Source organism: Janthinobacterium saanense, from assembly GCF_014200675.1.
Taxonomy (GTDB): Bacteria; Pseudomonadota; Gammaproteobacteria; order Burkholderiales; family Burkholderiaceae_D; genus Janthinobacterium.
Genome location: NZ_JACHCI010000001.1, coordinates 93095 through 116165, shown reverse-complemented (window position 1 = coordinate 116165; position 23071 = coordinate 93095). Strand labels below are relative to the sequence as shown.

The window sequence follows — 23071 nt, the reverse complement described above, 5'->3', positions numbered from 1 at the left end:
TCCCACGGCATCCGCGCATAAAAAAAGACAGCCTAAGCTGTCTTCTTGTTTTATACCAACAACTAGCAACGCTTACGACATGTGCTGGCCGCCATTGATCGAGATGTTGGCGCCGGTCACGAACGCTGCTTCATCGGACGCCAGGTAAGCGACCAGGCCGGCCACTTCTTCCGGTTTGCCCAGGCGTGCCATCGGAATTTGCGGGATGATTTTGCTGTCCAGCACTTCCTGTGGAATCGCCATCACCATCTTGGTGCCGATGTAGCCTGGCGAAATGGTGTTGACGGTCACGTTCTTGCGCGCCACTTCCAGCGCCAGCGACTTGGTGAAGCCGTGCATGCCGGCCTTGGCCGCCGAATAGTTGGTCTGGCCGAAAGCACCCTTCTGACCATTCACGGACGAGATGTTGATGATGCGGCCCCAGCCGCGTTCCACCATGCCATCGCACACCGGCTTGGTCATGTTGAAGACGGAATCGAGGTTGGTGCCCATCACGGCGTCCCAGTTCGGTTTGTCCATCTTCTTGAAAGTCATGTCGCGCGTGATGCCTGCGTTGTTGACCAGCACGTCCACCGGGCCGATTTCTTTTTCCACCGCTGCCACGCAAGCGGCAGCCGAATCGTAGTCGGCCACGTCGCAAGGAAATGCCTTGAAGTCATAACCCATGTCCTTGGTGGTCGCCAGCCAATCCGCGACCTTGGGATTGCCAGGGGAATAGGTGGTGACCACGCGATAGCCCAGTGCCGCCAATTTGAAGCACACGGCTTCGCCCAAACCACCCATGCCACCAGTTACCAATGCAACTCTTGCCATTTCATCACCTCAATATCGTTTTATTGCTAAAAATGTGTCACTCAATCACGCGAAACCATCGGTCAGCGAATTAATCGCGTTCGATGGCCAGGGCGACGCCCATGCCGCCGCCGATGCACAGTGCTGCCAGGCCTTTCTTGGCGTCGCGGCGTATCATTTCGTGGATCAGGGTGACCAGGATGCGCGCCCCCGATGCGCCGATCGGGTGGCCGATGGCGATCGCGCCGCCGTTCACGTTGATCTTGCTGGTATCCCAGCCCATTTCCTTGTTGACGGCGATCGCTTGTGCGGCAAACGCTTCGTTGATTTCCATCAAGTCCAGCTCTTCATGCGTCCAGCCGGCTTTTTTCAGGCACAGACGCGAAGCCGAAACAGGGCCCATGCCCATGATGGCGGGATCGAGGCCCGACGAGGCGTAAGCCTTGATGCGCGCCAGCGGCTTCAGGCCCAGTTCCTTGGCTTGCGAGGCGGACATCATGATGACGGCGGCGGCGCCATCGTTCAGGCCCGACGCATTGCCGGCCGTGACCGTGCCATCTTTCGCGAACGCCGGGCGCAGGCCCGTCAGGGAATCGAGGCTGGAACCAGGCTTGATGTATTCATCGCTGTCGAACACCACGGTGCCTTTTTTATTGGCGATTTCCAGCGGCAGGATTTCATCCTTGAACTTGCCCGCTTTTTGCGCCGCTTCCGCTTTCAGTTGCGACTGCAACGCGAATTCGTCTTGCTCGGCGCGCGTGATTTCATATTTCTTGGCGACGTTTTCCGCCGTGATGCCCATGTGGTACTGGTTGTACACGTCCCACAGGCCATCGACGATCATGGTGTCGACCATCTTGAAATCGCCCATGCGGAAGCCGTCGCGCGAACCGTTCATCGCGTGCGGTGCGGCGCTCATGTTTTCCTGGCCGCCGGCGATGATGATGTTAGCGTCGCCGCACTTGATCGCTTGCGCCGCCAGATGGGTTGCTTTCAGACCGCTGCCGCACACCTTGTTGATGGTGAACGCAGGGATGCTGCTCGGCAAGCCAGCCTTGATGACTGCCTGGCGCGCGGCGTTCTGGCCGACAGCGGCCGTCAATACCTGGCCCAGGATCGCTTCGCCGATCAGGTTGGGGTCGATGCCGGTCTGTGCCAGCAAGCCCTTGATTACATGCGCGCCCAATTCGGACGCAGGAATCTTGGCCAGACTGCCACCGAATTTGCCGACTGCGGTACGGCCGGCGGCCACGATTACGACATCATCCATTTATTTCTCCGATATGCTGGCCACGATGGCCAAGGTGTTGATCAATCCGGGAAGACACAGCAAGCTGTGTTTTATTGCTCGTGGCCTGGGCCACACTCCAACGCCACACCGTCGTGACTGGCAAGCTCGGCTGCCGTCGGTGATGGGCGCACAACCGGGCGCGGCGGATAGCCGCAACCGGGCCGAAAACGGCGCCGTTTTAGTTTCCAGCGTGCCTGTTTTATTTTTTATCATACCCTTCATCTGGCTTGCTGAAAGGGCTTTTTAGAAAATTATTGAAGGGAATAACGAGGGGTAACGGGACTTCTTTTACGACCTGCAAGAGTTCACCAAATTTTTGACGCGCCGCAGCAAACTCACCCTTTGTCACAGTCGAGAAATTCTCATGGGTTTCGTGGGCAACATCCTTTGCCTGGCGACCATACGAACCGATGCGGTCTATGGCCAATTTTGATTGCGCGCGCGACAATTGCAACAACTCTTGCGGGTCTTTGGCGGACAGCAGCTGATTGTTCACAACCGTCGCGGCCGCCAGCGTCGTACGGGCGGCATCGAGGTTCAAATCGATGACTCTGGCGCCACTGGAGATGGCAGCCTCGACGAAAGCCTGGGCACTGATCAACTGGGCTTCGTAGACAGCCAGGCTGGCACGCGACACTTGCTCGGAAAATGACACCATCTTCTTTCTCCTCGGGTAAATGGCGGCACTTTGTTGCACCGCACAGTACTCAACTTTAAGCGGACGTTCATTAACAAACCTTGATGTAGCTCAAGCTTTTTTTGTTCATTTGTTTCCAGAAGCCAGCAATCAAGACAATAACTTGATACCGTCCAGCCGAGCGGCGCATTGTTCCCGTATCACACTGACAAAATCGCGCACATAAGCCTTGTCTTTCAGCGCATCGGGCACCGACACAAACAGGTCGCTCCACAAGCCGTGATCGCCCACCGGACGCGCCACCACATAATCGTAATCGACATAGTTTTTGATGGCCCAGTTCGGCAAGGCGGCGATGCCGCGACGGCTGGCGACCAATTGCAGCACGGCCACCGTGAGCTCGGCCGTACGGCGCTCAAAGTGGATATTAGCGGGCCGCAGTACTTCGCGGATCAGGTCGATGCGCTCTTCCGGCACCGGATAGGTAATCAACGTCTCACCTTCGAAATCGTTTGCAGCCAGCCGGCGTTGCGCCTGCAAGCGGTGTTTCTGCGCCATCACCACCAGGATTTCAAAACGGAACAGCGGAAACACGCTGAAATCGGGGCCGTACGGCGAACCGATCACCAGATCAGCCTCGCCCGAACGCAGCAATTCCGCTGGTTCACTATGGAAACCGGACACCAGGTCGATTTCCACTTCCGGCCAGCGCTGGCGGAACGCGTCCATCACCGGCATCAGCCAGTCAAAACAGGTGTGGCATTCGAGAACCACGCGCAATTGCCCCTTGTCGCCCTGCGACAGCCGCGCCACATCGCGCTCGGCCAGTTCGATCTCGGGCAAGAGCTTGTCGGCCAATTCCAGCAAACGGCTGCCGGTAGCCGTAAAGGCGATCGGCATCGACTTGCGTTCGAACAAAGGCGCGTTATAGCGCTCTTCCAATAAACGGATCTGGTGCGACAGCGCCGACTGGGTCAGATTGAGCAGCTGCGCGGCGCGCACCAGACTGCCCGAGGAACGCAAGGCACTCAGGGTGCGCAGGTGACGGATTTCTAACATGGAGAGAAAGTGTGAGTTTGTACGTGAATTATTTTCACGTTATTCGGAAAAATATTTCTTTTTGATTATAAATCAGATTGCCGCACACTCTAGCGTATCCAGATTAAATCTCGATGACATCATGAATTTCCACCCCCACTTCTTGCCCCACTGAGGGGAAGACCATAAAAAGGGACGCCGGCAAGCATGCAGGCGTCCCCTTCTGGCATGTATACCGCTGACATCTCAGGCAAAAGAAACCAGCACTGCATCGGCCGTCGCTTCAGGTTTTTTAGTGCGGCCTTTTTGTACCAGCCGCACCAGGCCAAACTGCTCTAGTGCAACAAGCGAGCGCGATACATTGGGTGCGTGCTTGCCTGCCGCTTTCGCCAGGGCAGACACGGAGGCCGGCTGCTGTTCGCGGATAATTTTCAGCAAGGCCAGGTTTTCATCCGACATCACGCGGGCCATGGCCGCCGCTGACGGAAACCATATCTTGGGATCATCCGGTGCAGGCTGCAGTGTGCCAGCAGCAATTTCCAGCGCCCGTTGCCGCTGCTCTGCCACTGTTTTGATGCCAATTTTCATGTGTTTCATACGGCTACCTCGGTGAGTACGCGATCAACTTCGGTATAAAAATCACGCAATAGCGTGTACGCAGTCTCAAACATATAAGCCACGCCCTCATCTTGCGCATGCCGGTGGTAATGGTCGAATGGATAGTGCATACCCGCATGTTTGAAGCTGGACCCCGCCGGCTTGACTCCCGCATGCGCATTATCAAAACCGATCAGGCGCTGGCCCTGAGGGTCATGCAAGCTCAGGCTGTACTTGATTCCGTGCGGCCGGTCTGGCGTCGCCTTCACTTGATGCACCTCAAACTTAATAAAATACCCATCCTGATTCTGCACCTGGATTTCTCCATCCAGCCCTAGTAGATACGCAAGGCCGGTATCTGCTTGGGGCGACTTATTTTCAGGCATAGTCAATGCTATCATGATTTGATATTCCTTGCATATTTATTGAGCAGCTAGCGTCATCTGCCCGTTGAAAATGAAGAAATACATATCGCATATCCCCTGGCCTCCAGGCTTGCGTTGGCACAGGCCTGCCGCCTTCCCATCAGGCTGACATGCGGCTTGCGCCCTTTTTTCAGGCAGGTATGCCGGTTCCTGTTGACAGCGCCCCTTTTTCCGATTTTTTTCAAGTAAAATGCAGAAAATCCGCTGCTTTCAAGGGTTTGACAGCAGGCACGATACCCGGCTGGCGGCAGGCGCGATGCGTGTCTGCGGCAGGCGCTCTTTAGCAAGCCCTTCTTTTATAACTGTTTATGCCAAAAAGTTCGTCGCAGAAGCCCATCGAAATCAAGATTTCCACCGTCGTCGCTGTCTCTGCCATCCTGCATAGCGCCGATATCCGGGCACTCGACAGTGCCTTGCACGACATGACGGGCGGCGTGGCCGACTTTTTCGAAGACGACCTGGCCGTGCTGGACGTGGCCGACTTGCCCACCGTCAAGACGCCTATCGACTGGGCGGCGTTGGTGGCCTTGCTGAAAAAATACCGTTTGAACGCCGTTGCCGTGCGCAATGCAGCGCCGGAATTGCATGCAGCGATACTGGCGCAAGGCTTGAGCCTGGACAGCGGCAAGACGCGCGAAGATGCGCCGCCCAAGGATGGCCCCACCATCGCCGCCCAGACGGGCGCCGAAGCGCAAGTGATGGTGATCGATACGCCGGTGCGCGCCGGCCAGCGCATTTATGCGCGCGGCTGCGACCTGATCATTACCGCGGTCGTCAATAATGGCGCTGAAATCATCGCCGACGGCAGCATTCACGTGTATTCCACCCTGTATGGCCGCGCACTGGCGGGCGCCTCGGGCAACCCGCAGGCGCGCATCTTTGCGCTGGCAATGGAACCGGAACTGGTGTCGATCGCGGGTGTGTACCGCACCTTCGAGGACGGCTTCCCGGCCGAGATGACACGCGGCCCCGTGCAAATTCGTTTGGCTGGAGACAGAATCGATATACACTCTGTCAATCCGGTGACCCCCGTGAACCGCTCTTAACAGCTGCTCCATTCAAGAGATATCTAAAAAGGACTATTTGTGGCAAGAATTATTGTTGTGACGTCCGGCAAGGGCGGTGTCGGCAAGACGACCTCAAGCGCCAGTTTTTCCACTGGCCTGGCCATGCGCGGCCACAAGACAGCCGTGCTCGACTTCGACGTGGGCCTGCGTAACCTCGACCTGATCATGGGTTGCGAACGCCGCGTCGTCTATGACCTGATCAATGTGATCAACAAGGAAGCGACCTTGAACCAGGCGCTGATCAAGGACAAGCACTGCGACAACCTGTTCATCCTGCCCGCCTCGCAAACGCGCGACAAGGACGCCTTGTCGGAAGAAGGCGTGGAACGCGTGTTGAACGACCTGATCAACATGGGCTTCGAATTCATCATCTGCGATTCGCCGGCCGGTATCGAGCATGGCGCGCTGATGGCGCTGACGTTTGCCGATGAAGCCATTATCGTGACCAACCCGGAAGTGTCGTCGGTACGCGATTCGGACCGCATCCTGGGCATCTTGCAAGCCAAGTCGCGCCGCGCGCAGACGGGCGGCGAGCCGGTCAAGGAACATTTGCTGATCACCCGCTACTCGCCGAAACGCGTGGAATCGGATGAAATGCTGTCCTACCAGGACGTGCAGGAAATCCTGCGCATCCCGCTGGTGGGCATCATTCCGGAATCGGAGCAAGTGCTGGCGGCCTCGAACCAGGGCAATCCGGCCATCCATTTCAAGGGTACCGACGTGGCGCAAGCCTACGAAGACGTGGTATCGCGCTTCCTCGGCGAAGAAGTCGAATTGCGCTTTACCAATTATGAAAAGCCTGGGCTACTCCAGCGCATTTTTGGGGCCAAGTGATATGGCATTGCTCTCTTTCCTGTTTCCACCCAAGCTAAAGACGGCGGTCGCGGCCAAGGAACGTCTGCAAATCATCATCGCCCGCGAACGCAACGGACGCGATGGACCAGACTTCCTGCCAGCCTTGCACAAGGAATTGATCGAAGTCATCTCGAAATACACCAAGGTCAACGCCGACGACATCAAGATCTCGCTGGACCGCCAGGGCAACCTGGAAGTGCTGGACGTCAACGTGGTGCTGCCCGACGCCTGATGCGCCGGGTGACTACCATGGCAATACGCTAACGCGGCCTGACCGCCGTCAATTCCTGCGCCACCGCGGCGCAGGCGTTGACGTGCTGATAGCCGATCTGGCGAAACACGGCATAGCCGAGCGCCGCCGCCACTGCCTGGCCGGCAAACGGCACGAAACGCGCCACTTGCTTGGTAGCTATTTTTACACCGCTGCGCTTGAGCAGATGCACCAGCAATTCACGCGTCACCAATTTCCCCACCAGCATGCCGCCCATGCCCACCGCTGCGCGGTAGGCCATCAGCTTGAACTGCGGGTTCAAACGCTCGATCTGTTCCGGCGTCAGACCGAATTCATGGTTGATATCATTGATCAGCATCGATAGCAGGCCCACGTCGGACATCAGATCGATACCGGGAATCGGGATCGCCGAGGCGCCAGCCGACATCACGGCGCGGCGCCGCACCAGGCTGCGGCAACGCTCGCGCACCTGCTCGATTTCCGCACTACTACCCGGTATCAGGGTCCAATCAGGGCTAGTCTGCTCGACCATTACGGCTACTCCATTTGGAAGGGAACATGTCCAAGTGTAACTGAAACGTGTATTACGCCGAATTCACTGGACACAGTTGCAATCTCTGTTATATTTCACAGGAGCATTCCTTAACATTACGATAAGCAGAGCAGACCGTCTGTTTGTTGCTACACACTCCAGTCCATTATGCGAATTGCCGTACTCGATAGCGACCATAGTCAGGCAGAACTGATCTGTCAGGTGCTCACTGCCGCCGGTCATGCTTGCCACGAATTTCGGAGTGGCAAGGAACTGCTGGGGCAATTGCGCAAGGACAGCTGCGACATGCTGATCCTCGACTGGCAAGTGCACGATATGGAGGGCGGCGAGGTGGTGCGCCGCGCCCGCGAAAAACTGGCGCCCAAGGCGCCCGTGTTGTTCATGACCAACAGCTCGGGCGAAGACGATATCGTCGAAGGCATGACGGCCGGCGCCGATGACTATATGGTCAAGCCGCTGCGGCGCAGCGAACTGGCGCTGCGCACCCAGGCCCTGTTACGGGTGGCTTACCCGGCCCAGACCGGCGCCGAACACTTGCAATTCGGCGCATATACCTTTGAAACGCGGCCAGGACGCCTGCTGAAGGATGGCGAAGTGCTCGACGTGACGCACAAGGAATTCGCCCTGGCCCTGCTGTTCTTCCGCAATCTGGGACGCCCCTTGTCGCGCGCCTACATCCATGAATCGGTGTGGCAACGGGAAACAGCCTTGCCCTCGCGCACCATGGATACCCATGTCTCGCGGGTGCGCAACAAGCTGCAGCTCAGGCCCGAGCATGGCTACCGCCTGGTGCCCGTCTACAGTTATGGTTATCGGCTGGAAAAACTGGGCGGTCATGACGCCGGCGCCAGAGTATAGGCCAGCCCCAAAACGGGCGGACTGCTCAAAGATCGGGCACAAAGCGCTATAATGTCGGCATAACGAATTCATATCGCCCGAAATGCAACTGTTAGCCGTCGGCCTCAATCACACCACCGCCCCAGTGTCGCTCCGCGAACAGCTGGCGTTTGCGCCTGAGCATCTGGGTCAGGCGGTGATGGCTGCGCGCTCATGGTTCCAGCGCATCGATGCGCGCGACAATGACGAGGCAGCAATACTGTCGACTTGTAACCGCACCGAGCTGTATGCGGCCAGCCATGTACCGAATCCGCTCGATGCAGGCGCCCATTTCCTGGCCGATTATCACAAGCTCAGCTACAGCGAGCTGCGCCCGCACCTGTACATGCTGCCGCAGCACGATGCCGTGCGCCACACCTTCCGCGTCGCTTCCGGCCTCGATTCGATGGTGCTGGGCGAAACACAGATCCTGGGCCAGATCAAGGACGCCATCCGCACCGCCGATGAAGCCGGTGGCCTGGGCACTTATCTGCACCAATTGTTCCAGCGCAGCTTTTCAGTGGCCAAGGAAGTGCGCAGCACCACCGAAATCGGCGCGCACAGCGTGTCGATGGCGGCCGCCGCCGTGCGCCTGTCGCAACGTATTTTCGACAAGATTGCCGAGCAGAATGTACTGTTCATCGGCGCTGGCGAAATGATCGAGCTGTGCGCCACCCATTTTGCGGCGCAAAACCCGCGCAGCATCACGATCGCCAACCGCACCATGGAACGGGGCGAGGCGCTGGCCCACCGTTTCAACGGTACCGCCATCCGCCTGGCCGACCTGCCCGAGCGGCTGCACCAGTTCGACATCGTCATTTCCTGCACCGCCTCGTCGCTGCCGCTGCTGGGCCTGGGCCTGGTGGAACGCGCCATCAAGGCACGCCGCCACAAGCCCATGTTCATGGTCGACCTGGCCGTGCCGCGCGATATCGAAGCGGAAGTGGGCCGCCTGAACGATGTGTTTTTGTACACGGTCGATGACCTGGGCAAGGTCGTGCAAACGGGCCTGGAAAGCCGCCAGGCAGCCGTGGCGCAAGCCGAAGCCATTATCGAGACGCGTGTGCAATCGTTCATGAGCTGGGTCGATGACCGGGCCATGGTGCCGGTGATCCAGGATTTGCATGAAAGCAGCGAATCCTTGCGCCTGATGGAAGTCGAGCGTGCCCGCAAGATGCTGGCCAAGGGCGCCGACATCGACGCGGTCCTCGAAGCGCTGTCGAAAGGCTTGACGGCCAAGTTCCTGCACGGCCCGCAGCAAGCGCTGCACCGCGCGCAAGGCGATGAGCGCCAGCAACTGGCTGCATTGCTGCCCAAACTGTTCCGCCCCCGCCGTTAGCGCCGCCCCGTGGCTGCCCGCGCAGCCATGCCCCGATTTGCGCACCGCCTCCGGCGTGCCGCCCTCCTTACACCTTACTAGACGCGACTACTATGAAACAATCCATGCTGGACAAGCTCGATCAACTGTCGAATCGACTGGTTGAGCTCGACGAACTGTTGATGCACCCGGACGCCACGTCGAATATGGACAGCTACCGCAAGATGACGCGCGAACATGCCGAACTGGGGCCGCTGGTGGCGCTGTACCACCGCTATCAGGAAGCGGGCAACGACATCGCCACCGCGCAAGAGATGCTGGGTGACCCGGACATGAAGGATTTCGCGCAGGAAGAAATCGAAGCGGGCAAAGTCACCATGGTCCAGCTGGAACGCGAGCTGCAGACCATGCTGCTGCCGAAAGACGCGAATGACGAGCGCAATATCTTCCTGGAAATCCGCGCCGGCACGGGTGGCGATGAATCGGCCCTGTTCGCCGGCGACCTGCTGCGCATGTACACGCGCTTTGCCGAACGCAATCGCTGGCAGGTGGAGCTGGTCTCCGCTTCCGACTCGGACCTGGGCGGCTACCGCGAAGTGATCGTGCGCCTGGTGGGCAATGGCGCTTATTCCAAGCTGAAATTCGAATCGGGCGGCCACCGCGTGCAGCGCGTGCCCGCCACCGAAACCCAGGGCCGCATCCACACTTCGGCTTGCACCGTGGCCGTGATGCCGGAAGCGGACGAGGTGGAAGACGTCAACATCAACCCGGCCGACTTGCGCATCGACACCTATCGCGCCTCGGGCGCCGGCGGCCAGCACATCAACAAGACCGACTCGGCCGTACGTATCACCCATTTGCCAACCGGTATCGTGGTGGAATGCCAGGATGACCGCAGCCAGCACAAGAACAAGGCGCAAGCCATGAAAGTGCTGGCCGCCCGCATCAAGGACGTGCAGCTGCGCGAACAGCAATCGAAGGAAGCGGCCACCCGCAAGAGCCTGATCGGCTCGGGCGACCGCAGCGAGCGCATCCGTACATACAACTACCCGCAAGGCCGCATGACCGACCACCGCATCAACCTGACCTTGTACAAACTCGACTTCATCATGGATGGCGATTTGACGGAACTGACCAATGCGCTGGCGGCTGAGCATCAAGCCGAACTCCTCGCTGCTTTGGGCGATTGATCACCCCGGGCAAAGGCTGGGGTCAGACCCGAAGGGTCCGACCCCAAGTTTAAGTAGCGGCTAAGCAATCAAAATTCGCCGATATGCGAGAATGCCTAGCTAAAATCTCCATTCACTTCACCGGAACATCCATGAAAAGTTCGCGCCCAGCACTCCTGTTTATCGCCGCCCTCTGCTTTGTCATGCTGGGCGTGGCCATGTATCTGCAGCATGTGATGGATATGCTGCCCTGCCCGCTGTGCGTGATTCAGCGCTATCTGTTCCTGGCCATCGCCATCGCCTGCCTGTATGGCGCGTTCTCGCAGCGGCCAAAAATCGGTGCGGGAGTCGGCTTGCTGGCGGCGCTGGGTGGCCTGGCCGTGGCAGGCAAGCATCTGTATGTGCTGGCCCATCCCGGCTTTTCCTGCGGCATCGATCCGATGGAAACGATGTTGAATAAAATCTACCCGGCCACCTATCTGCCCTTCATCTTCCGCGCCGACGGCCTGTGCGAAGATGCCACGGCGCCATTCTTCGGCTTGTCGATCCCGCAATGGTCCTTCCTCGGCTTCGGCATCTTTACCCTCGCCCTGCTGTGGATGTTGTTCCGCCGCCAAAAGTAATCAACCAGTAAGCAACTTATTTCAATGCCAGAAACCCTGATTCCCGCCGGCAGCACTGTCGGCGCCCTGCAAATCCGTCCGCAGCTCGATGCGCTCGACAACCGCATCCTGCTCAGCCACGCGCTGGGCCTGTCGCGCGTGGGCTTGATCACGCAGTCAGAGCGAGTACTCACTGACGAAGAAGTGCAGCGTTTGAGCGCCTTGCTGGAACGCCGCCTGCGCGGTGAACCGATCGCCTACATCGTCGGGCAGCGCGAATTCTTTGGCTTGCCCTTCGAAGTGAGCGAGGCCGTGCTGATACCGCGTCCCGATACGGAGTTACTGGTGGAACTGGCGCTGGACCGCTTGCCGGCCCAGGGCCGATTGCTCGACATGGGCACCGGCAGCGGCGCGATCGCCGTGGCGCTGGCGCACAACCGGCCAGACGCTGTCGTCACCGCGCTCGACGTCAGCAGTGCAGCGCTGGCCGTGGCGCGCCGCAATGCCAGCGCCAACGGCGTCAATATCACCTTCATGGCCAGCGACTGGTTTGAAGCGCTGGGCACGGAACGCTACGAGCTGATCGTCTCGAACCCACCCTACATCGCCAGCGGCGACCAGCATCTGGCCGAAGGCGATTTGCGCTTCGAGCCGGTCGGCGCGCTGACCGACCACGCCGACGGCCTGTCGGCGCTGCGCACCATCGTCGCCGGCTCCAGCCGCCATCTGACGGCCGGCGGCTGGCTGCTGATGGAACATGGCTATGACCAGGCTGAGTCCGTGCGACAACTACTGAGCGACGCCGGCTATGCCGAGGCGCAAAGCTGGCGCGACCTGGCCGGCATCGAAAGAGTCAGCGGCGCGCGCTTGGGTTGAAGTCTTGCCATGCGCATTGCTTGACCAGGCAATGCGCTGCATCCCCCCGCAGTTTGTTAAAATATCATCCCATTCCTGACCGAAACGCTGCCCTGTCACAGGGTAGATAAAAGCGGTACGGCGTTTTTTGGAGCGCCGCCGACGCATTTACCAATTTTCGGTTAATCTCAGCACAAATTATTTATATGCTGCACAAGAAAGGAAGCTCAAATTGCCCAACCTGTTGACTCGCCGCCTGGCATTGCTGACCGAAGATGCCAACCGCGCGCTGCTGGGCGGCTTGCGTGGCATCGAACGTGAAACCCTGCGCGTCGATAGCGCCGGCCATCTCGCTTCCACGCCCCATCCGGCCGCCCTGGGTTCGGCCCTGACGCATCCCGAAATCACTACCGATTACGCCGAAGCACTGCTCGAATTCATTACCCCGGCCGAAAGCGATATCGGCATCACGCTGGACAAGCTCGACACCGTGCACCGCTATGCCTACGGCCGCCTCGGCAATGAATTGCTGTGGAGCCAGTCGATGCCCAGCCAGTTGCCGGCCGAAGCCGACATAGAGATCGCCAACTATGGCAGCTCGAACATGGGCATGCTGAAACATGTGTACCGGCGCGGCCTGGCGTTGCGCTATGGCAAGGCCATGCAATGCATCGCCGGCATCCATTACAACTACTCGCTCGACGAGCGCCTGTGGCAGTTGCTGGCCGCCGATGCTGGCACCACCTCCAGCGCCAGCACTGGCACCACGGCGAAAGATATCCAATCGGAAAGCTATCTGGCGACGATACGCAATTTCCGCCGCTATAGCTGGCTGCTGATGTATCTGTTCGGCGCCTCGCCAGCCTTGTCCGCCGGCTTCCTGCGCGAGCGCCCGCACAAGCTGGAAACTTTATCAGACGATACCCTGTTCCTGCCCTACGCCACCAGCTTGCGCATGAGCGATCTCGGTTACCAGAACGATGCCCAGTCCGGTCTGCGTCCGCACGAAAACAGCCTGGAAGACTACGTCAGCGCGCTGACGCACGCCGTCAATGATCCTTACCCGCCGTATCAGGCGCTGGGCACGAAAAAAGACGGCGAGTGGATACAGCTCTCCACCAACGTGCTGCAGATCGAAAATGAATACTATTCGACCATCCGCCCCAAGCGCGTGATCCGCACGGGCGAACGCCCGATCCAGGCGCTGTGCCTGCGCGGCGTGCAATACATCGAAGTGCGCTGCATGGACGTCGACCCATTCGAGCCAGTCGGCATCAGCCTGGAAACGGGCCGCTTCCTCGACGCCTTTTTGCTGTTCTGCGCACTCGACGAGAGCGCCCCGATCACGGCCGAGCAAAGCGCCTGCTACACGAATAACTTTGCGCGCACCGTCAAGGAAGGCCGCACGCCAGGCTTGACCCTGCGCCGCGACGGCGTCGAAATCGGCCTGCAAGCCTGGGGCGAAGAACTGCTGGCGCGTATCGCGCCCGTGGCGGCCCTGCTCGACGCGCGCCAGGGTGGCAAGGCGCATGCCGACAGCCTGGCCGCGCAGGCACGCAAACTGGCCGATCCGGATGCCACGCCGTCGGCCAAAGTATTGGCCGAAGTGCGGGCCAACGGCGGCTCGTTTGCGGCCTTCGGCCTGCAGCAAAGTGAACGCCACGCAGCCTTCTTCCGCACGCATCCACCCACGGCTGAACAAAGCGTCTATTTCGACCAGCTGGCGGCCAGTTCGCTGGCCGAGCAAAGCGCGCTGGAAACGGCGCCGGCCGGCAGCTTCGACGATTTCGTCGCCGCCTACCGCGCCAGCACCCTGTGTTCCCACACTTGAGTCATTGATACTCCACCAGGCGCCCCATGCTGACCTTCTACAATGAACTGCACAGCCAGCATCGGGGCCGCTTTGAAATGTTCCGCGGCGAGCTGGTGCCCTGTTTCGAGAAACCGGAACGGGCCGACATGGTGGTGGCCGAGCTGGGGCGGCGCAACCTGGGCCGCATCGTCACGCCGCACGGCGTACCGCTGACTTCGCTCGAACGCATCCACACGCCGCGCTACCTGCATTTTTTGCGCCACGCCTGGCAGGACTGGCTGGCGCTCGACCCCGACAACGCCAGCAAGGATGCGCTGCCCTCCGTCTGGCCCGTGCGCACCTTGCGCAGCGATATCGAGCCCGACAATTTCGCCGCCAGACTGGGCCTGTATTCGATGGACAATGGCACGCCGCTCACCAGCGGCACCTGGACGGCTGCCAAGACGGGCGCCGACTGCGCCGTCAATGCCGCCCACGCGCTGCGCCTGGGCGAACGCGCCACCTTTGCCCTGACGCGGCCGCCCGGCCACCATGCAGGCAGCGATTTCTTTGGCGGCTACTGTTTTCTCAACAACGCCGCACTGGCAGCCCAGCATTTGCTGGACGACGGCGCGCGCCGGGTCGCCATCCTCGACCTCGATTACCACCACGGCAACGGCACGCAGAGCATTTTTTATGCACGCGACGACGTGCTGTTTGTCTCGCTGCACGCCGATCCGCGCAACGAATTTCCGTTTTACCTGGGCCACGCCGATGAAACAGGCAGCGGCGCCGGCACCGGCTACAACCTCAACCTGCCACTGCCGGCCGGCACCTCCGCCGCCAACTGGTTTGCCGCGCTGGAAACAGCCTGTCTGCGCATCAAGATGTATGGCCCCGATGCGCTGGTGGTCTCGCTGGGCGTCGACACCTATGCGGGCGACCCGCTGTCGCACTTCACCCTGCAAAGCGGCGACTTCCTGCGCCTGGGCGAACGCCTGGCCTTTCTGGACTTGCCCACCGCCTTCATCCTCGAAGGCGGTTATGCGGTGAAAGAGCTGGGCATTAACGTCGTCAACGTGCTCGAAGGCTTCGAGACGGCGGAGTAAGCCGCGCTACATATTCCTGAACAAGGTCATGAACGGCTGGCTCACGCTCAGCGTTTCCGGCCGCGTTTTCAGGCGCAGCAGACCACGTCCCATTTCATCGCGCGTCACCGACGCCACCATCTTCATGTTGACGATGGTCGAGCGGTGTATCTGTTTGAAAATAGCCGGGTCGAGCACATCGAGCAGTTCGCGTATCGGCTTGCGCAGCAAGGCCTCGCCTTCGGCTGTAATCACGGCCGTGTACTTAGTGTCCGACTGAAAATAGACGATGTCGTCGACCATGATCAAACGCGTATCCTTGCCGCTGCTGGCCGTCACCCACACCAGCGGCGGCTCCTTGGACACCGCAGGCAGAGCGCCCGTCAGTTGCTGCAGCAAACCTGCCAGCGCGGCGTCCGGCGCATCGCCCCGCGCGGCCCTGGCCTGCACGCGCGCCATGGTCGCCTGCAGGCGCTCACGGGCGATCGGTTTGAGCAGATAATCGACGGCGCCCTTGTCGAAGGCCTCGATCGCATACTGGTCGTAGGCGGTGACGAACACCACCTGGGTCGCCGGACTGGCTTCAAGCGCGCCAGCCGCCACTTCCATGCCGGACAAGCCAGGCATGCGGATATCGAGAAAGGCCACGTCGGGCTGCAAGGTGGCGATGGCATCGAGCGCCGTGCCGCCATCGTCGCACACAGCCAGGATGCGCAAGTCGGGCCATACTTCGCCCAGCATGGCGACCAGCGCGTCGCGCAGCAGCAATTCATCTTCGGCGATGATGCAGCTCATACCAGCCGTATGCTTATCCATATGCCGCTCCTTGGGCGTTCGTGTCAGGCACCGTGATGGTGGCCGTCACGCCATCGGGGAAATTGGCCAGGATGGAAAACGAGGCGGCCGCGCCATAGGTCAGCCGCAGGCGTTCGCGCACATTGCGCAGACCGATGCCGGTGCCCGTGCCATCGTCCCTGAAACCCTGGCCATCGTCGGCCACCGTGACGATCACCGTGCCATTGCCGCTGCGCGCCATGATCCAGATGGTGCCGCCGCCGCTTTTCGGCTCCAGGCCATGCTTGATGGCGTTTTCCACCAGGGTTTGCAACATCATCGGCGGCAATTCCACCTGGCGCAGATAGGCCGGCACCTCGATCTGCAGGTTCAGGCGTGCCCCCATGCGTATCTTCAGGATATCGAGGTAAGCGCGTGCGCGTTCCAGTTCCGTGCCCAGGGTGGACATCGATTGCTCGGTACGCGGCAAGGAGTGGCGCAGGTAGAGAATCAGATTGCCCAGCATCTCATCGGCCAGGGCCGGATCGCTGCGCGTGAGCAGCTGCGCGCTGGCCAGGGTGTTGTACAGGAAGTGCGGCTCGACTTGCGCATGCAGCAGACTCAGCTTGGCGACCGTGAGTTCCTTTTCCGTCACCGTCTGGCGTGCTTCGGCCTGTTCACCGCGACGGCGCTGCGCCACCCGGCGCGTGATGGCGCGCGTCACCGCTTCGGCGTTTTCCAGGTTGCTGCCATGATCGACCATAAACCAGTCGGTCCAGGCATTGCGTGCCGGCTCGCAAATCAGGGTCACGCTGCCCGCTTCGCCATTCGGCGTGATGGTGGCCAGGATCTGGTTCGGCCGCGGTTCCATGAAAGCCAGCAAGCGCATGCGTGGCAAACCGGTGTGCGTGTACGGCGCGGCGCGGCGCACGCGGGCTTGTACCTGCAGGCTGTCGCGCGCACTTTCCACCACTTCGCTGCCAGGCAGCTCGCGGATGGCCGCATCGATCATGTCGAATGCTTCACCGGCCTCGAACGGAATCTCGATCTGGCGCCGCTGACGGCTCGACAGGGTGCTGGCATTGACTTCATTGGCAATCAGGCGCACCCGCCGCACATGCGAAAAGGCGTTGCTGATGACGATAGCCGCGAGCAAGAAGCCCAGGGTGACAAAAAAATCATCAGGATGCCAAAAGATATGGCGCAAATAATTTTCGACCAGAATGGCCGAGACGATGATGTAAGTGATCATCGTCGCCAAGGTCAGGCGCAGAATAAAGAAAAGGCTGGTCATGATTTTTCCCTGGATATGGTAGTGCGCCTAGCATAAGCAGCAGCGTTTGCGGCGGTGGACATTATGCGACGGAAGGCCTGTCATGGCGACAAAGGCAAGGAAATAAAGTATTAATGCTAAAGCACTCAAAATAAAATCGCTTGCAATTAAATAGTGTGCGATATATATTGAGCACATGGATGCCGCAGCGACAGTTTCAAACGGGCCTCCAAGGGTGCCTAGGCACGCAACAAGTAGCACACTATTTAGTCGTTATCTATTCATCAAAACCAAGGAAACCATCATGTCGATCAAACAAGTCCTGTATCGCGCTCAAGCAACTGCTACCGGTGGCCGCGAAGGCCGCGCCGTCTCGTCCGACAATGTGCTGGACGTGAAACTGACCACGCCGAAAGAACTGGGCGGCAATGGCGCCGTCGGCACCAACCCGGAACAACTGTTCGCCGCCGGCTACTCGGCCTGCTTTATCGGCGCCATCAAATTCGTCGGCGGCCGCGACAAGATCGCCGTGCCAGCCGATCTGGCTATCGAAGGCCATGTCGGCATCGGCGCCATCGACACCGGCTTCGGCATCGAAGTGGAATTGAAAATCTCGCTGCCAGGCCTGGAACGCGCCGCCGCCGAAGCGCTGGTCGCCGCCGCCCATATCGTGTGCCCCTACTCGAACGCCACGCGCGGCAATATCGACGTCACGCTGACCATCGTCTGAGGACACCTGGCATAAGCTACTGCGCGCCGCGCTTTGCGGCCTGCGATGCTCACCGTGCTTCAGCACGGTTGCGCTTCTCGGCCACAAATCGCTGTCGCTCGCTACGCTTCTGTCAGGTGCGGCAAGCCAGCGTATCGCCATCAAAACCGTGCTGCCTGCACCGCAGTACGGTTTTTTTTCGCGTGCACCTTTAAAATGATGCTCTTTCGCTGACTTTTCGGAACACGCATGATCAACTGGCAATGGCACACCTTCGAGGAACTCGGCACGCACACGCTGTATGAGGTGCTGGCCTTGCGCCAGCGCGTGTTTGTGCTGGAACAGCAATGCCTCTACCCTGACCTCGATGGCTACGATCAGCAAGCCATGCATTTGCTGGGCTGGCGCAGCGTCGATGGCCAGCGCCAGTTGGCGGCGTATCTGCGCTGCCTGGCGCCGGGCGCCAAATACACGGAAATGTCGCTGGGCCGCGTGCTGACGGCGCCCGAGGCGCGCGCTGGTGGCGCCGGCAAGCAGTTGCTCACCGAGGGTATCGCGCGCGCCGAAGCGCAGCATCCTGGCCACGCGATACGCATCGGCGCCCAGCACTACCTGGAGCGCTTTTATCAGTCGTTCGGTTTCGTCACCGTCAGTGCGCCTTACGATGAAGACGGCATCGCGCACATCGATATGCTGCGCCCCGCCGCCAAGGTAACGGCATGACGACGGCGCTCATTTCCTGGAGCGGCGGCAAGGATTCCTGCCTGGCCCTGTGGCGCGCACGCGCCGCTGGCATCGCGGTGCCGCTGCTGATCACGGCGATGGATGAAGATGGCCGCAAGTCCCGTTCCCACGGCGTGCCACCGGAGCTGCTGGCAGCGCAGGCGGCCAGCCTGGGCGCCCGATTGCAGCGCTATCACGCCAGTTGGGCCAGCTACGAAGAAAAATTCATCGCCATGCTGCGTGCAGCAAAAGCCGCCGGCATCGAGCACGCCATCTTTGGCGATATCGATTTGCAGCCGCACCGCGACTGGGAAGAAAAAGTCTGCGCCGCGGCCGGCCTGACGGCACATTTGCCGCTGTGGGGAGAAGTGCGCCGCGCGCTGGTCGATGAATTCCTGGGCGCCAGCTTCAAGGCCATTGTCGTCTGCGTCAATGGCCAGCACTTGTCACGCGACTTTTGCGGCCGTGAATTCGACGCCGGCTTCCTGGCCGACCTGCCGCCCGGCGTCGATGCCTGCGGAGAAAATGGCGAATTCCATACCTTTGTCTACGATGGTCCCGCCTTCAGCACGCCCGTCGCGCTGCGCCGCACGCAAGTGCTGCAATACGCTGCGCCAGCGAACCTGGGCGGCGCCACCTATTATTTCCAGGAGCTGGCGCCTGCCTGAATCGGGGCCCAAAACAAAACGGGCGACCCCGCAGGATCGCCCGTTTTTTCATGTCGTCAATTCAACGATCAATTCACCGAAATCAGTGTCACGTCAAACACCAGGCCCGCATACGGCGGAATGGTCTGGTTGCCGTTGCTATCCTTGGGGCTGCCGCCAGGACCATAGCCCAGGCTGGACGGAATCAACAGGCGGCGCGTACCGCCAACCTTCATGCCCACCAGGCCCTGGTCCCAACCAGGAATGACGGTACCCCGGCCCAGCACGAAAGAAAAACCGGCACCAGGCGTGCTCGCATCGAATTGTTTGCCCTTGCCATCCGGCTGGGCCGAGTTGTACAGCCAGCCCGTGTAAGACACGATCAGATTATTGCCAGCGGCAGCGGTCGCACCGGTACCGACGGTCAGATCGGTGACAGTTAATGCCGCCACCTGTGTGGCTGGATCGATCACGACAGGTTTGGTGTCGGAAGCGGCGGCGCCGCAAGCGGTCAATACTACGGCACAAGCGATACTGGCAATCAATTGAAATACCGATTTCATGGTTTCCCTTTAAATATTGGAGTGTGACTGAGGTCCGTACGGTGCGGACCGGTGCATAGCGCAGTTTAACAGGTGTCGGGAAGCCGACTTGTAAGCAGAGGTAAGCACGGCAGAAAATAGGGTGACAATACAACATTGTCAAAATAACTATCTGCCGCGCCCTCCCCCTTAAATTTCCACTTGCGTACCCAGCTCGATGACCCGGTTGCTCGGAATCTGATAGTAGTCGGCTGCCGTGCGTGCATTGCGCGACATGGTGACAAACAGGTGTTCGCGCCATGGCATCATGCCGGCGCCCGGCGTGGAAATGATGGTCTGGCGGGCGATAAAGAACGAGGTTTCCATCATCTCGAAGTCCAGCCCCTGATCCGCACACTGCGCCAGCGCACCCGGAATATCGGGTTCATCCTTGAAGCCATAATGCACGTTCACCTGGTAGCACTGGTGGCCCAGGTCTTCCACACGCACGCGCTCCGATGGCGCCACCCACGGCTCTTCATGCATATACACCGTCAGGAAAATCACGCGCTCGTGCAGCACCTTGTTATGCAGCAGGTTGTGCAGCAGCGCATGCGGCACGCCGTCGGTCTGGCCGCGCAGGAAGATGGCCGTACCAGCCACGCGCTGCGGCGCCGAAATGAACAGCGAGGAGAGGAAATCGTCGAGTGGAATCGCGTGTTTTTCCAGGTTCTGGAACACCAGCTCGCGGCCACGCTTCCAGGTCAGCATGACGATGAACAGGATGGAACCCAGCAGCAGCGGGAACCAGCCGCCATGCAGCAGCTTCAAGGCGCTGGCCGAGAAGAACATCACATCGATGATCAGGAAGAAGCCGGTGGCGGCCCAGCACAGGAACAGATTCATCTTCCAGCGGTAGCGGATGACGAAGAAGGTCAGCACGGTGGTGGCCATCATGGTGGCCGTGACGGCGATACCGTAGGCGGCAGCCAGGTTTTCCGAGGAACCAAAACCGATCACGGCCAGCAATACCACGGCCAGCTGCAGCCAGTTCACGGCAGGGATGTAGATCTGGCCGATTTCGCTTTCCGAGGTGTGGCGCACGCGCATGCGTGGCAAAAAGCCCAGCGCGATCGCCTGCTTGGTCATCGAGAAGGTGCCCGAAATGGTCGCTTGCGAGGCGATCACGGTGGCCAGGGTCGACAGCACCACCAGCGGGTAGACGCTCCAGGCGCCCAGTTGCTGGTAAAACGGATTCGAGATCGCATCAGGATGCATCAGCAGCAAGCCGCCCTGACCCAGGTAATTGAGCGCCAGCGCAGGAAAGACGATCGAAAACCAGGCGACCTGGATAGGTTTTTTGCCGAAGTGGCCCATGTCGGCATACAAGGCCTCGGCCCCCGTCAGCGCCAGCACCACGGCGCCCAGCGCAACAAAGGCCACGAAGCCATGATTGAGCAGGAAGGTGACGGCATGCAGGGGATTGAGCGCGGCCAGCACGGCCGGCGCCTTGATGATATTGATCACGCCCATGATGGCCAATGCCGCGAACCACAGCACCATCACGGGCGCGAAGAAGCGCCCGATACCGGCCGTGCCATGCGACTGCACCGAATACAGCACCACCAGCAGCAAGATCGTCAGTGGCACGACATACGGTTTCAGGGCCGGCGTGGCCACTTCCAGGCCTTCGATGGCGGACAGCACCGAGATGGCCGGCGTGATCACGCTGTCGCCATAAAACAGGGTGGCGCCAAAGACGCCGATCAGCATCAGCACAAAATACCAGCGCGAACTGCGCTTGACGGAGGACAGGACCAGCGCCATCAAGGCCATGATGCCGCCCTCGCCACGGTTGTCAGCACGCAACACCAGAGTCACGTATTTGAGCGAGACGATGATGGTCAGGCTCCAGAAGATCAGCGAGATGATGCCCAGCAAGTTGCCGTGGGTCAGTTCCAGGCCGTGGGCGGGATCAAAGACAGTCTTGAGGGTGTACAGGGGACTGGTGCCGATATCGCCATACACGATGCCGACTGCAGCCAGGGTCAAGCCGACCAGGCTGCTTTTTTTATGTTCGGAGGTCAAGGTAGCACCCGATTTTGTTTTGTTGCATCGCACAATATGATAGGTATTGGCAAATAGCAAGTGTATTTTTGCATGGTTGCTGGCTGTTCCAAGGTCGTGTTTTTTGTTGCCCAAGGGGCGAATAAAAGCGGGGTATCGCTGATTTGCTGCCATTCTACGCCTCGCCAGCAGCGCCGGGCAGTCCTCCGTGTTTTCAGCGATAATGACAGATTGTCTACTACCCAGCGAACGCCATCATGAATCCAGGCATGTTGTACGCTTCCCTCGCCTTCTTGTGCTGGGGATTGTTTCCACTGTACTTCCATGCCGTCGAAGAAGTCGCGCCGCAGGAAATCCTGGCCCACCGCATGGTCTGGTCGCTGCTGTTCCTGGGTCTGGTGCTGACCGTACGCCGCCAATGGGGCTGGCTGCGCAAGCTGAAAACACAGCCGCGCGTGGTAGCCAGCTTCATTGCCAGCGCCTTCTTGCTGTCCGCCAACTGGTTCGTCTATATCTGGGCCGTCAACAACAACCACGTGGTGGACGCCAGTCTCGGTTATTTCATCACGCCGCTGGTCAATGTCATGCTGGGCTTCTTGCTGCTGCACGAACGCTTGCGCCGCCTGCAGTGGCTGGCCATCGGCCTGGCTGGCTGCGCCGTGGCCTGGCTGACCTGGCAGGCAGGGCAAATTCCATGGATCGCCCTGATACTGGCGGCCACCTTTGGCGGCTACGGCTTGCTGCGCAAGACGGCCGTGCTCGGTGCACTAGAAGGCTTGTCGTTTGAGACACTGATTTTGTTTCCGCTGGCGCTGGCCTATATGCTGTGGCTGGGCTGGCAAGGCCAGAGCGGCTTCGTCAATACGGAATCGCACGGCACGCGCGCCCTGCTGCTCGCTTCCGGCCCCATCACGGCGATTCCCCTGCTGCTGTTCGCGGCCGGCGCGCGCCGCTTGCCGCTGGCGGTACTGGGTTTGCTGCAATACATCGCCCCCACCGGCCAGCTGCTGATCGGCGTATGGGTCTTCCATGAAGCATTTACGCCCGAGCGCATGCTCGGCTTCATGGTGATCTGGATCGCCCTGGCCCTGTATGCGCTCGAAGGGATGTGGACGGCCCGTATCTCGCGCAACACCGCTTGACACTATTGATCTTGTCCGCTTAGTGCCC

Annotated in this window: 25 protein-coding genes; 14 read left to right on the top strand and 11 right to left on the bottom strand. The window is 60.0% G+C overall.

What is annotated here, in order from left to right; translation table 11 throughout:
- Positions 1–72 precede the first annotated feature (72 nt).
- The 6 genes from phbB to HDE72_RS00530 form a co-directional block, all read right to left on the bottom strand.
- On the bottom strand, positions 73–813 hold the full coding sequence (gene phbB / locus HDE72_RS00555; RefSeq protein ID WP_183736700.1) for an acetoacetyl-CoA reductase: 741 nt from the start codon (positions 811–813) through the stop codon (positions 73–75).
- Positions 814–883: 70 nt separating this feature from the next.
- Positions 884–2062, bottom strand: coding sequence for an acetyl-CoA C-acetyltransferase (locus tag HDE72_RS00550; protein WP_183736698.1), 1179 nt, complete (start codon positions 2060–2062; stop codon positions 884–886).
- A gap of 220 nt (positions 2063–2282) precedes the next feature.
- Positions 2283–2741 carry a TIGR01841 family phasin gene (gene phaP, locus HDE72_RS00545; protein ID WP_183736696.1) on the bottom strand — a complete coding sequence of 153 codons (459 nt, stop codon included), beginning with the start codon at positions 2739–2741 and terminating at the stop codon, positions 2283–2285.
- 129 nt (positions 2742–2870) lie between these two features.
- The gene (locus HDE72_RS00540; RefSeq protein WP_183736694.1) at positions 2871–3779 is read right to left on the bottom strand and encodes a LysR family transcriptional regulator; all 909 of its coding nucleotides are present in this window, start codon (positions 3777–3779) and stop codon (positions 2871–2873) included.
- Between the two features lie 225 nt (positions 3780–4004).
- Complete coding sequence (locus tag HDE72_RS00535; RefSeq protein WP_183736692.1) at positions 4005–4346, bottom strand: HVO_A0114 family putative DNA-binding protein; 342 nt, start codon at positions 4344–4346, stop codon at positions 4005–4007.
- Positions 4347–4351: 5 nt separating this feature from the next.
- Positions 4352–4756, bottom strand: a complete 405-nt coding sequence (locus tag HDE72_RS00530) for a toxin-antitoxin system TumE family protein (protein ID WP_260176338.1) — start codon at positions 4754–4756, stop codon at positions 4352–4354.
- A gap of 332 nt (positions 4757–5088) precedes the next feature.
- On the opposite strand from HDE72_RS00530, the gene minC reads away from it, so the two are divergent.
- Genes minC through minE form a run of 3 tightly spaced genes read left to right on the top strand, consistent with a single transcriptional unit; the run spans position 5089 to position 6934 of the window.
- Positions 5089–5826 (top strand): septum site-determining protein MinC, encoded by a 738-nt coding sequence (gene minC, locus HDE72_RS00525; RefSeq protein ID WP_183736690.1) that lies wholly within the window; start codon positions 5089–5091, stop codon positions 5824–5826.
- A gap of 39 nt (positions 5827–5865) precedes the next feature.
- Positions 5866–6681: a septum site-determining protein MinD gene (gene minD / locus HDE72_RS00520; RefSeq protein ID WP_010393629.1), complete on the top strand. Its 816-nt coding sequence runs from the start codon at positions 5866–5868 to the stop codon at positions 6679–6681.
- Between the two features lies 1 nt (position 6682).
- The gene (minE, locus tag HDE72_RS00515) at positions 6683–6934 is read left to right on the top strand and encodes a cell division topological specificity factor MinE (RefSeq protein WP_183736688.1); all 252 of its coding nucleotides are present in this window, start codon (positions 6683–6685) and stop codon (positions 6932–6934) included.
- Positions 6935–6962: 28 nt separating this feature from the next.
- Here minE and HDE72_RS00510 read toward each other — a convergent pair whose 3' ends face one another.
- Positions 6963–7466, bottom strand: coding sequence for a hypothetical protein (locus tag HDE72_RS00510; RefSeq protein WP_183736686.1), 504 nt, complete (start codon positions 7464–7466; stop codon positions 6963–6965).
- Positions 7467–7634: 168 nt separating this feature from the next.
- On the opposite strand from HDE72_RS00510, the gene HDE72_RS00505 reads away from it, so the two are divergent.
- The 7 genes from HDE72_RS00505 (at position 7635) to HDE72_RS00475 (ending at position 15208) form a co-directional block, all read left to right on the top strand.
- The gene (locus tag HDE72_RS00505; RefSeq protein WP_183736684.1) at positions 7635–8345 is read left to right on the top strand and encodes a response regulator transcription factor; all 711 of its coding nucleotides are present in this window, start codon (positions 7635–7637) and stop codon (positions 8343–8345) included.
- 82 nt (positions 8346–8427) lie between these two features.
- On the top strand, positions 8428–9702 hold the full coding sequence (gene hemA / locus HDE72_RS00500) for a glutamyl-tRNA reductase (protein ID WP_183736683.1): 1275 nt from the start codon (positions 8428–8430) through the stop codon (positions 9700–9702).
- Positions 9703–9794: 92 nt separating this feature from the next.
- Positions 9795–10871 (top strand): peptide chain release factor 1, encoded by a 1077-nt coding sequence (prfA, locus tag HDE72_RS00495; RefSeq protein WP_183736681.1) that lies wholly within the window; start codon positions 9795–9797, stop codon positions 10869–10871.
- 131 nt (positions 10872–11002) lie between these two features.
- Positions 11003–11473 carry a disulfide bond formation protein B gene (locus HDE72_RS00490; RefSeq protein WP_183736679.1) on the top strand — a complete coding sequence of 157 codons (471 nt, stop codon included), beginning with the start codon at positions 11003–11005 and terminating at the stop codon, positions 11471–11473.
- Positions 11474–11497: 24 nt separating this feature from the next.
- Entirely contained in the window at positions 11498–12328 is an 831-nt protein-coding gene (gene prmC / locus HDE72_RS00485; protein WP_183736677.1) for a peptide chain release factor N(5)-glutamine methyltransferase, read from the top strand.
- Positions 12329–12539: 211 nt separating this feature from the next.
- Complete coding sequence (gshA, locus tag HDE72_RS00480) at positions 12540–14138, top strand: glutamate--cysteine ligase (protein ID WP_183736675.1); 1599 nt, start codon at positions 12540–12542, stop codon at positions 14136–14138.
- Between the two features lie 26 nt (positions 14139–14164).
- Entirely contained in the window at positions 14165–15208 is a 1044-nt protein-coding gene (locus tag HDE72_RS00475) for a histone deacetylase family protein (protein WP_183736673.1), read from the top strand.
- A gap of 6 nt (positions 15209–15214) precedes the next feature.
- On the opposite strand, the gene HDE72_RS00470 is transcribed toward HDE72_RS00475, so the two are convergent.
- Positions 15215–16003 carry a LytR/AlgR family response regulator transcription factor gene (locus tag HDE72_RS00470; RefSeq protein ID WP_221291121.1) on the bottom strand — a complete coding sequence of 263 codons (789 nt, stop codon included), beginning with the start codon at positions 16001–16003 and terminating at the stop codon, positions 15215–15217.
- Entirely contained in the window at positions 15996–17255 is a 1260-nt protein-coding gene (locus HDE72_RS00465; protein WP_183736671.1) for a histidine kinase, read from the bottom strand. Before HDE72_RS00465 ends, HDE72_RS00470 begins: the two co-directional genes overlap by 8 nt.
- A 283-nt stretch (positions 17256–17538) precedes the next feature.
- On the opposite strand from HDE72_RS00465, the gene HDE72_RS00460 reads away from it, so the two are divergent.
- The 3 genes from HDE72_RS00460 to HDE72_RS00450 all read left to right on the top strand — a co-directional run bounded on the left by HDE72_RS00460 (position 17539) and on the right by HDE72_RS00450 (position 19334).
- Entirely contained in the window at positions 17539–17964 is a 426-nt protein-coding gene (locus HDE72_RS00460) for an organic hydroperoxide resistance protein (protein ID WP_183736669.1), read from the top strand.
- A 228-nt stretch (positions 17965–18192) separates the two neighbouring features.
- Positions 18193–18666, top strand: a complete 474-nt coding sequence (locus HDE72_RS00455; protein ID WP_183736668.1) for a GNAT family N-acetyltransferase — start codon at positions 18193–18195, stop codon at positions 18664–18666.
- Positions 18663–19334 (top strand): Dph6-related ATP pyrophosphatase, encoded by a 672-nt coding sequence (locus tag HDE72_RS00450; protein WP_183736666.1) that lies wholly within the window; start codon positions 18663–18665, stop codon positions 19332–19334. The genes HDE72_RS00455 and HDE72_RS00450 overlap by 4 nt, the downstream gene beginning before the upstream one ends.
- Before the next feature lie 68 nt (positions 19335–19402).
- On the opposite strand, the gene HDE72_RS00445 is transcribed toward HDE72_RS00450, so the two are convergent.
- Together HDE72_RS00445 and HDE72_RS00440 are read right to left on the bottom strand one after the other, a co-directional pair.
- Positions 19403–19876: an FKBP-type peptidyl-prolyl cis-trans isomerase gene (locus HDE72_RS00445; protein WP_183736664.1), complete on the bottom strand. Its 474-nt coding sequence runs from the start codon at positions 19874–19876 to the stop codon at positions 19403–19405.
- A gap of 168 nt (positions 19877–20044) precedes the next feature.
- Positions 20045–21922 carry a potassium transporter Kup gene (locus HDE72_RS00440; RefSeq protein WP_183736662.1) on the bottom strand — a complete coding sequence of 626 codons (1878 nt, stop codon included), beginning with the start codon at positions 21920–21922 and terminating at the stop codon, positions 20045–20047.
- 236 nt (positions 21923–22158) lie between these two features.
- On the opposite strand from HDE72_RS00440, the gene rarD reads away from it, so the two are divergent.
- The gene (rarD, locus tag HDE72_RS00435; RefSeq protein ID WP_183736660.1) at positions 22159–23043 is read left to right on the top strand and encodes an EamA family transporter RarD; all 885 of its coding nucleotides are present in this window, start codon (positions 22159–22161) and stop codon (positions 23041–23043) included.
- Positions 23044–23071: the final 28 nt, after the last annotated feature.

What these genes read in the sequence shown, in the direction of transcription:
- phbB (WP_183736700.1), bottom strand. Translation starts at nt 813, where the DNA reads ATGGCAAGAGTTGCATTGGTAACTGGTGGCATGGGTGGTTTGGGCGAA.
- HDE72_RS00550 (WP_183736698.1), bottom strand. Translation starts at nt 2,062, where the DNA reads ATGGATGATGTCGTAATCGTGGCCGCCGGCCGTACCGCAGTCGGCAAA.
- phaP (WP_183736696.1), bottom strand. Translation starts at nt 2,741, where the DNA reads ATGGTGTCATTTTCCGAGCAAGTGTCGCGTGCCAGCCTGGCTGTCTAC.
- HDE72_RS00540 (WP_183736694.1), bottom strand. Translation starts at nt 3,779, where the DNA reads ATGTTAGAAATCCGTCACCTGCGCACCCTGAGTGCCTTGCGTTCCTCG.
- HDE72_RS00535 (WP_183736692.1), bottom strand. Translation starts at nt 4,346, where the DNA reads ATGAAAATTGGCATCAAAACAGTGGCAGAGCAGCGGCAACGGGCGCTG.
- HDE72_RS00530 (WP_260176338.1), bottom strand. Translation starts at nt 4,756, where the DNA reads ATGATAGCATTGACTATGCCTGAAAATAAGTCGCCCCAAGCAGATACC.
- minC (WP_183736690.1), top strand. Translation starts at nt 5,089, where the DNA reads ATGCCAAAAAGTTCGTCGCAGAAGCCCATCGAAATCAAGATTTCCACC.
- minE (WP_183736688.1), top strand. Translation starts at nt 6,683, where the DNA reads ATGGCATTGCTCTCTTTCCTGTTTCCACCCAAGCTAAAGACGGCGGTC.
- HDE72_RS00510 (WP_183736686.1), bottom strand. Translation starts at nt 7,466, where the DNA reads ATGGTCGAGCAGACTAGCCCTGATTGGACCCTGATACCGGGTAGTAGT.
- HDE72_RS00505 (WP_183736684.1), top strand. Translation starts at nt 7,635, where the DNA reads ATGCGAATTGCCGTACTCGATAGCGACCATAGTCAGGCAGAACTGATC.
- hemA (WP_183736683.1), top strand. Translation starts at nt 8,428, where the DNA reads ATGCAACTGTTAGCCGTCGGCCTCAATCACACCACCGCCCCAGTGTCG.
- prfA (WP_183736681.1), top strand. Translation starts at nt 9,795, where the DNA reads ATGAAACAATCCATGCTGGACAAGCTCGATCAACTGTCGAATCGACTG.
- HDE72_RS00490 (WP_183736679.1), top strand. Translation starts at nt 11,003, where the DNA reads ATGAAAAGTTCGCGCCCAGCACTCCTGTTTATCGCCGCCCTCTGCTTT.
- prmC (WP_183736677.1), top strand. Translation starts at nt 11,498, where the DNA reads ATGCCAGAAACCCTGATTCCCGCCGGCAGCACTGTCGGCGCCCTGCAA.
- HDE72_RS00475 (WP_183736673.1), top strand. Translation starts at nt 14,165, where the DNA reads ATGCTGACCTTCTACAATGAACTGCACAGCCAGCATCGGGGCCGCTTT.
- HDE72_RS00470 (WP_221291121.1), bottom strand. Translation starts at nt 16,003, where the DNA reads ATGGATAAGCATACGGCTGGTATGAGCTGCATCATCGCCGAAGATGAA.
- HDE72_RS00465 (WP_183736671.1), bottom strand. Translation starts at nt 17,255, where the DNA reads ATGACCAGCCTTTTCTTTATTCTGCGCCTGACCTTGGCGACGATGATC.
- HDE72_RS00460 (WP_183736669.1), top strand. Translation starts at nt 17,539, where the DNA reads ATGTCGATCAAACAAGTCCTGTATCGCGCTCAAGCAACTGCTACCGGT.
- HDE72_RS00455 (WP_183736668.1), top strand. Translation starts at nt 18,193, where the DNA reads ATGATCAACTGGCAATGGCACACCTTCGAGGAACTCGGCACGCACACG.
- HDE72_RS00450 (WP_183736666.1), top strand. Translation starts at nt 18,663, where the DNA reads ATGACGACGGCGCTCATTTCCTGGAGCGGCGGCAAGGATTCCTGCCTG.
- HDE72_RS00445 (WP_183736664.1), bottom strand. Translation starts at nt 19,876, where the DNA reads ATGAAATCGGTATTTCAATTGATTGCCAGTATCGCTTGTGCCGTAGTA.
- rarD (WP_183736660.1), top strand. Translation starts at nt 22,159, where the DNA reads ATGAATCCAGGCATGTTGTACGCTTCCCTCGCCTTCTTGTGCTGGGGA.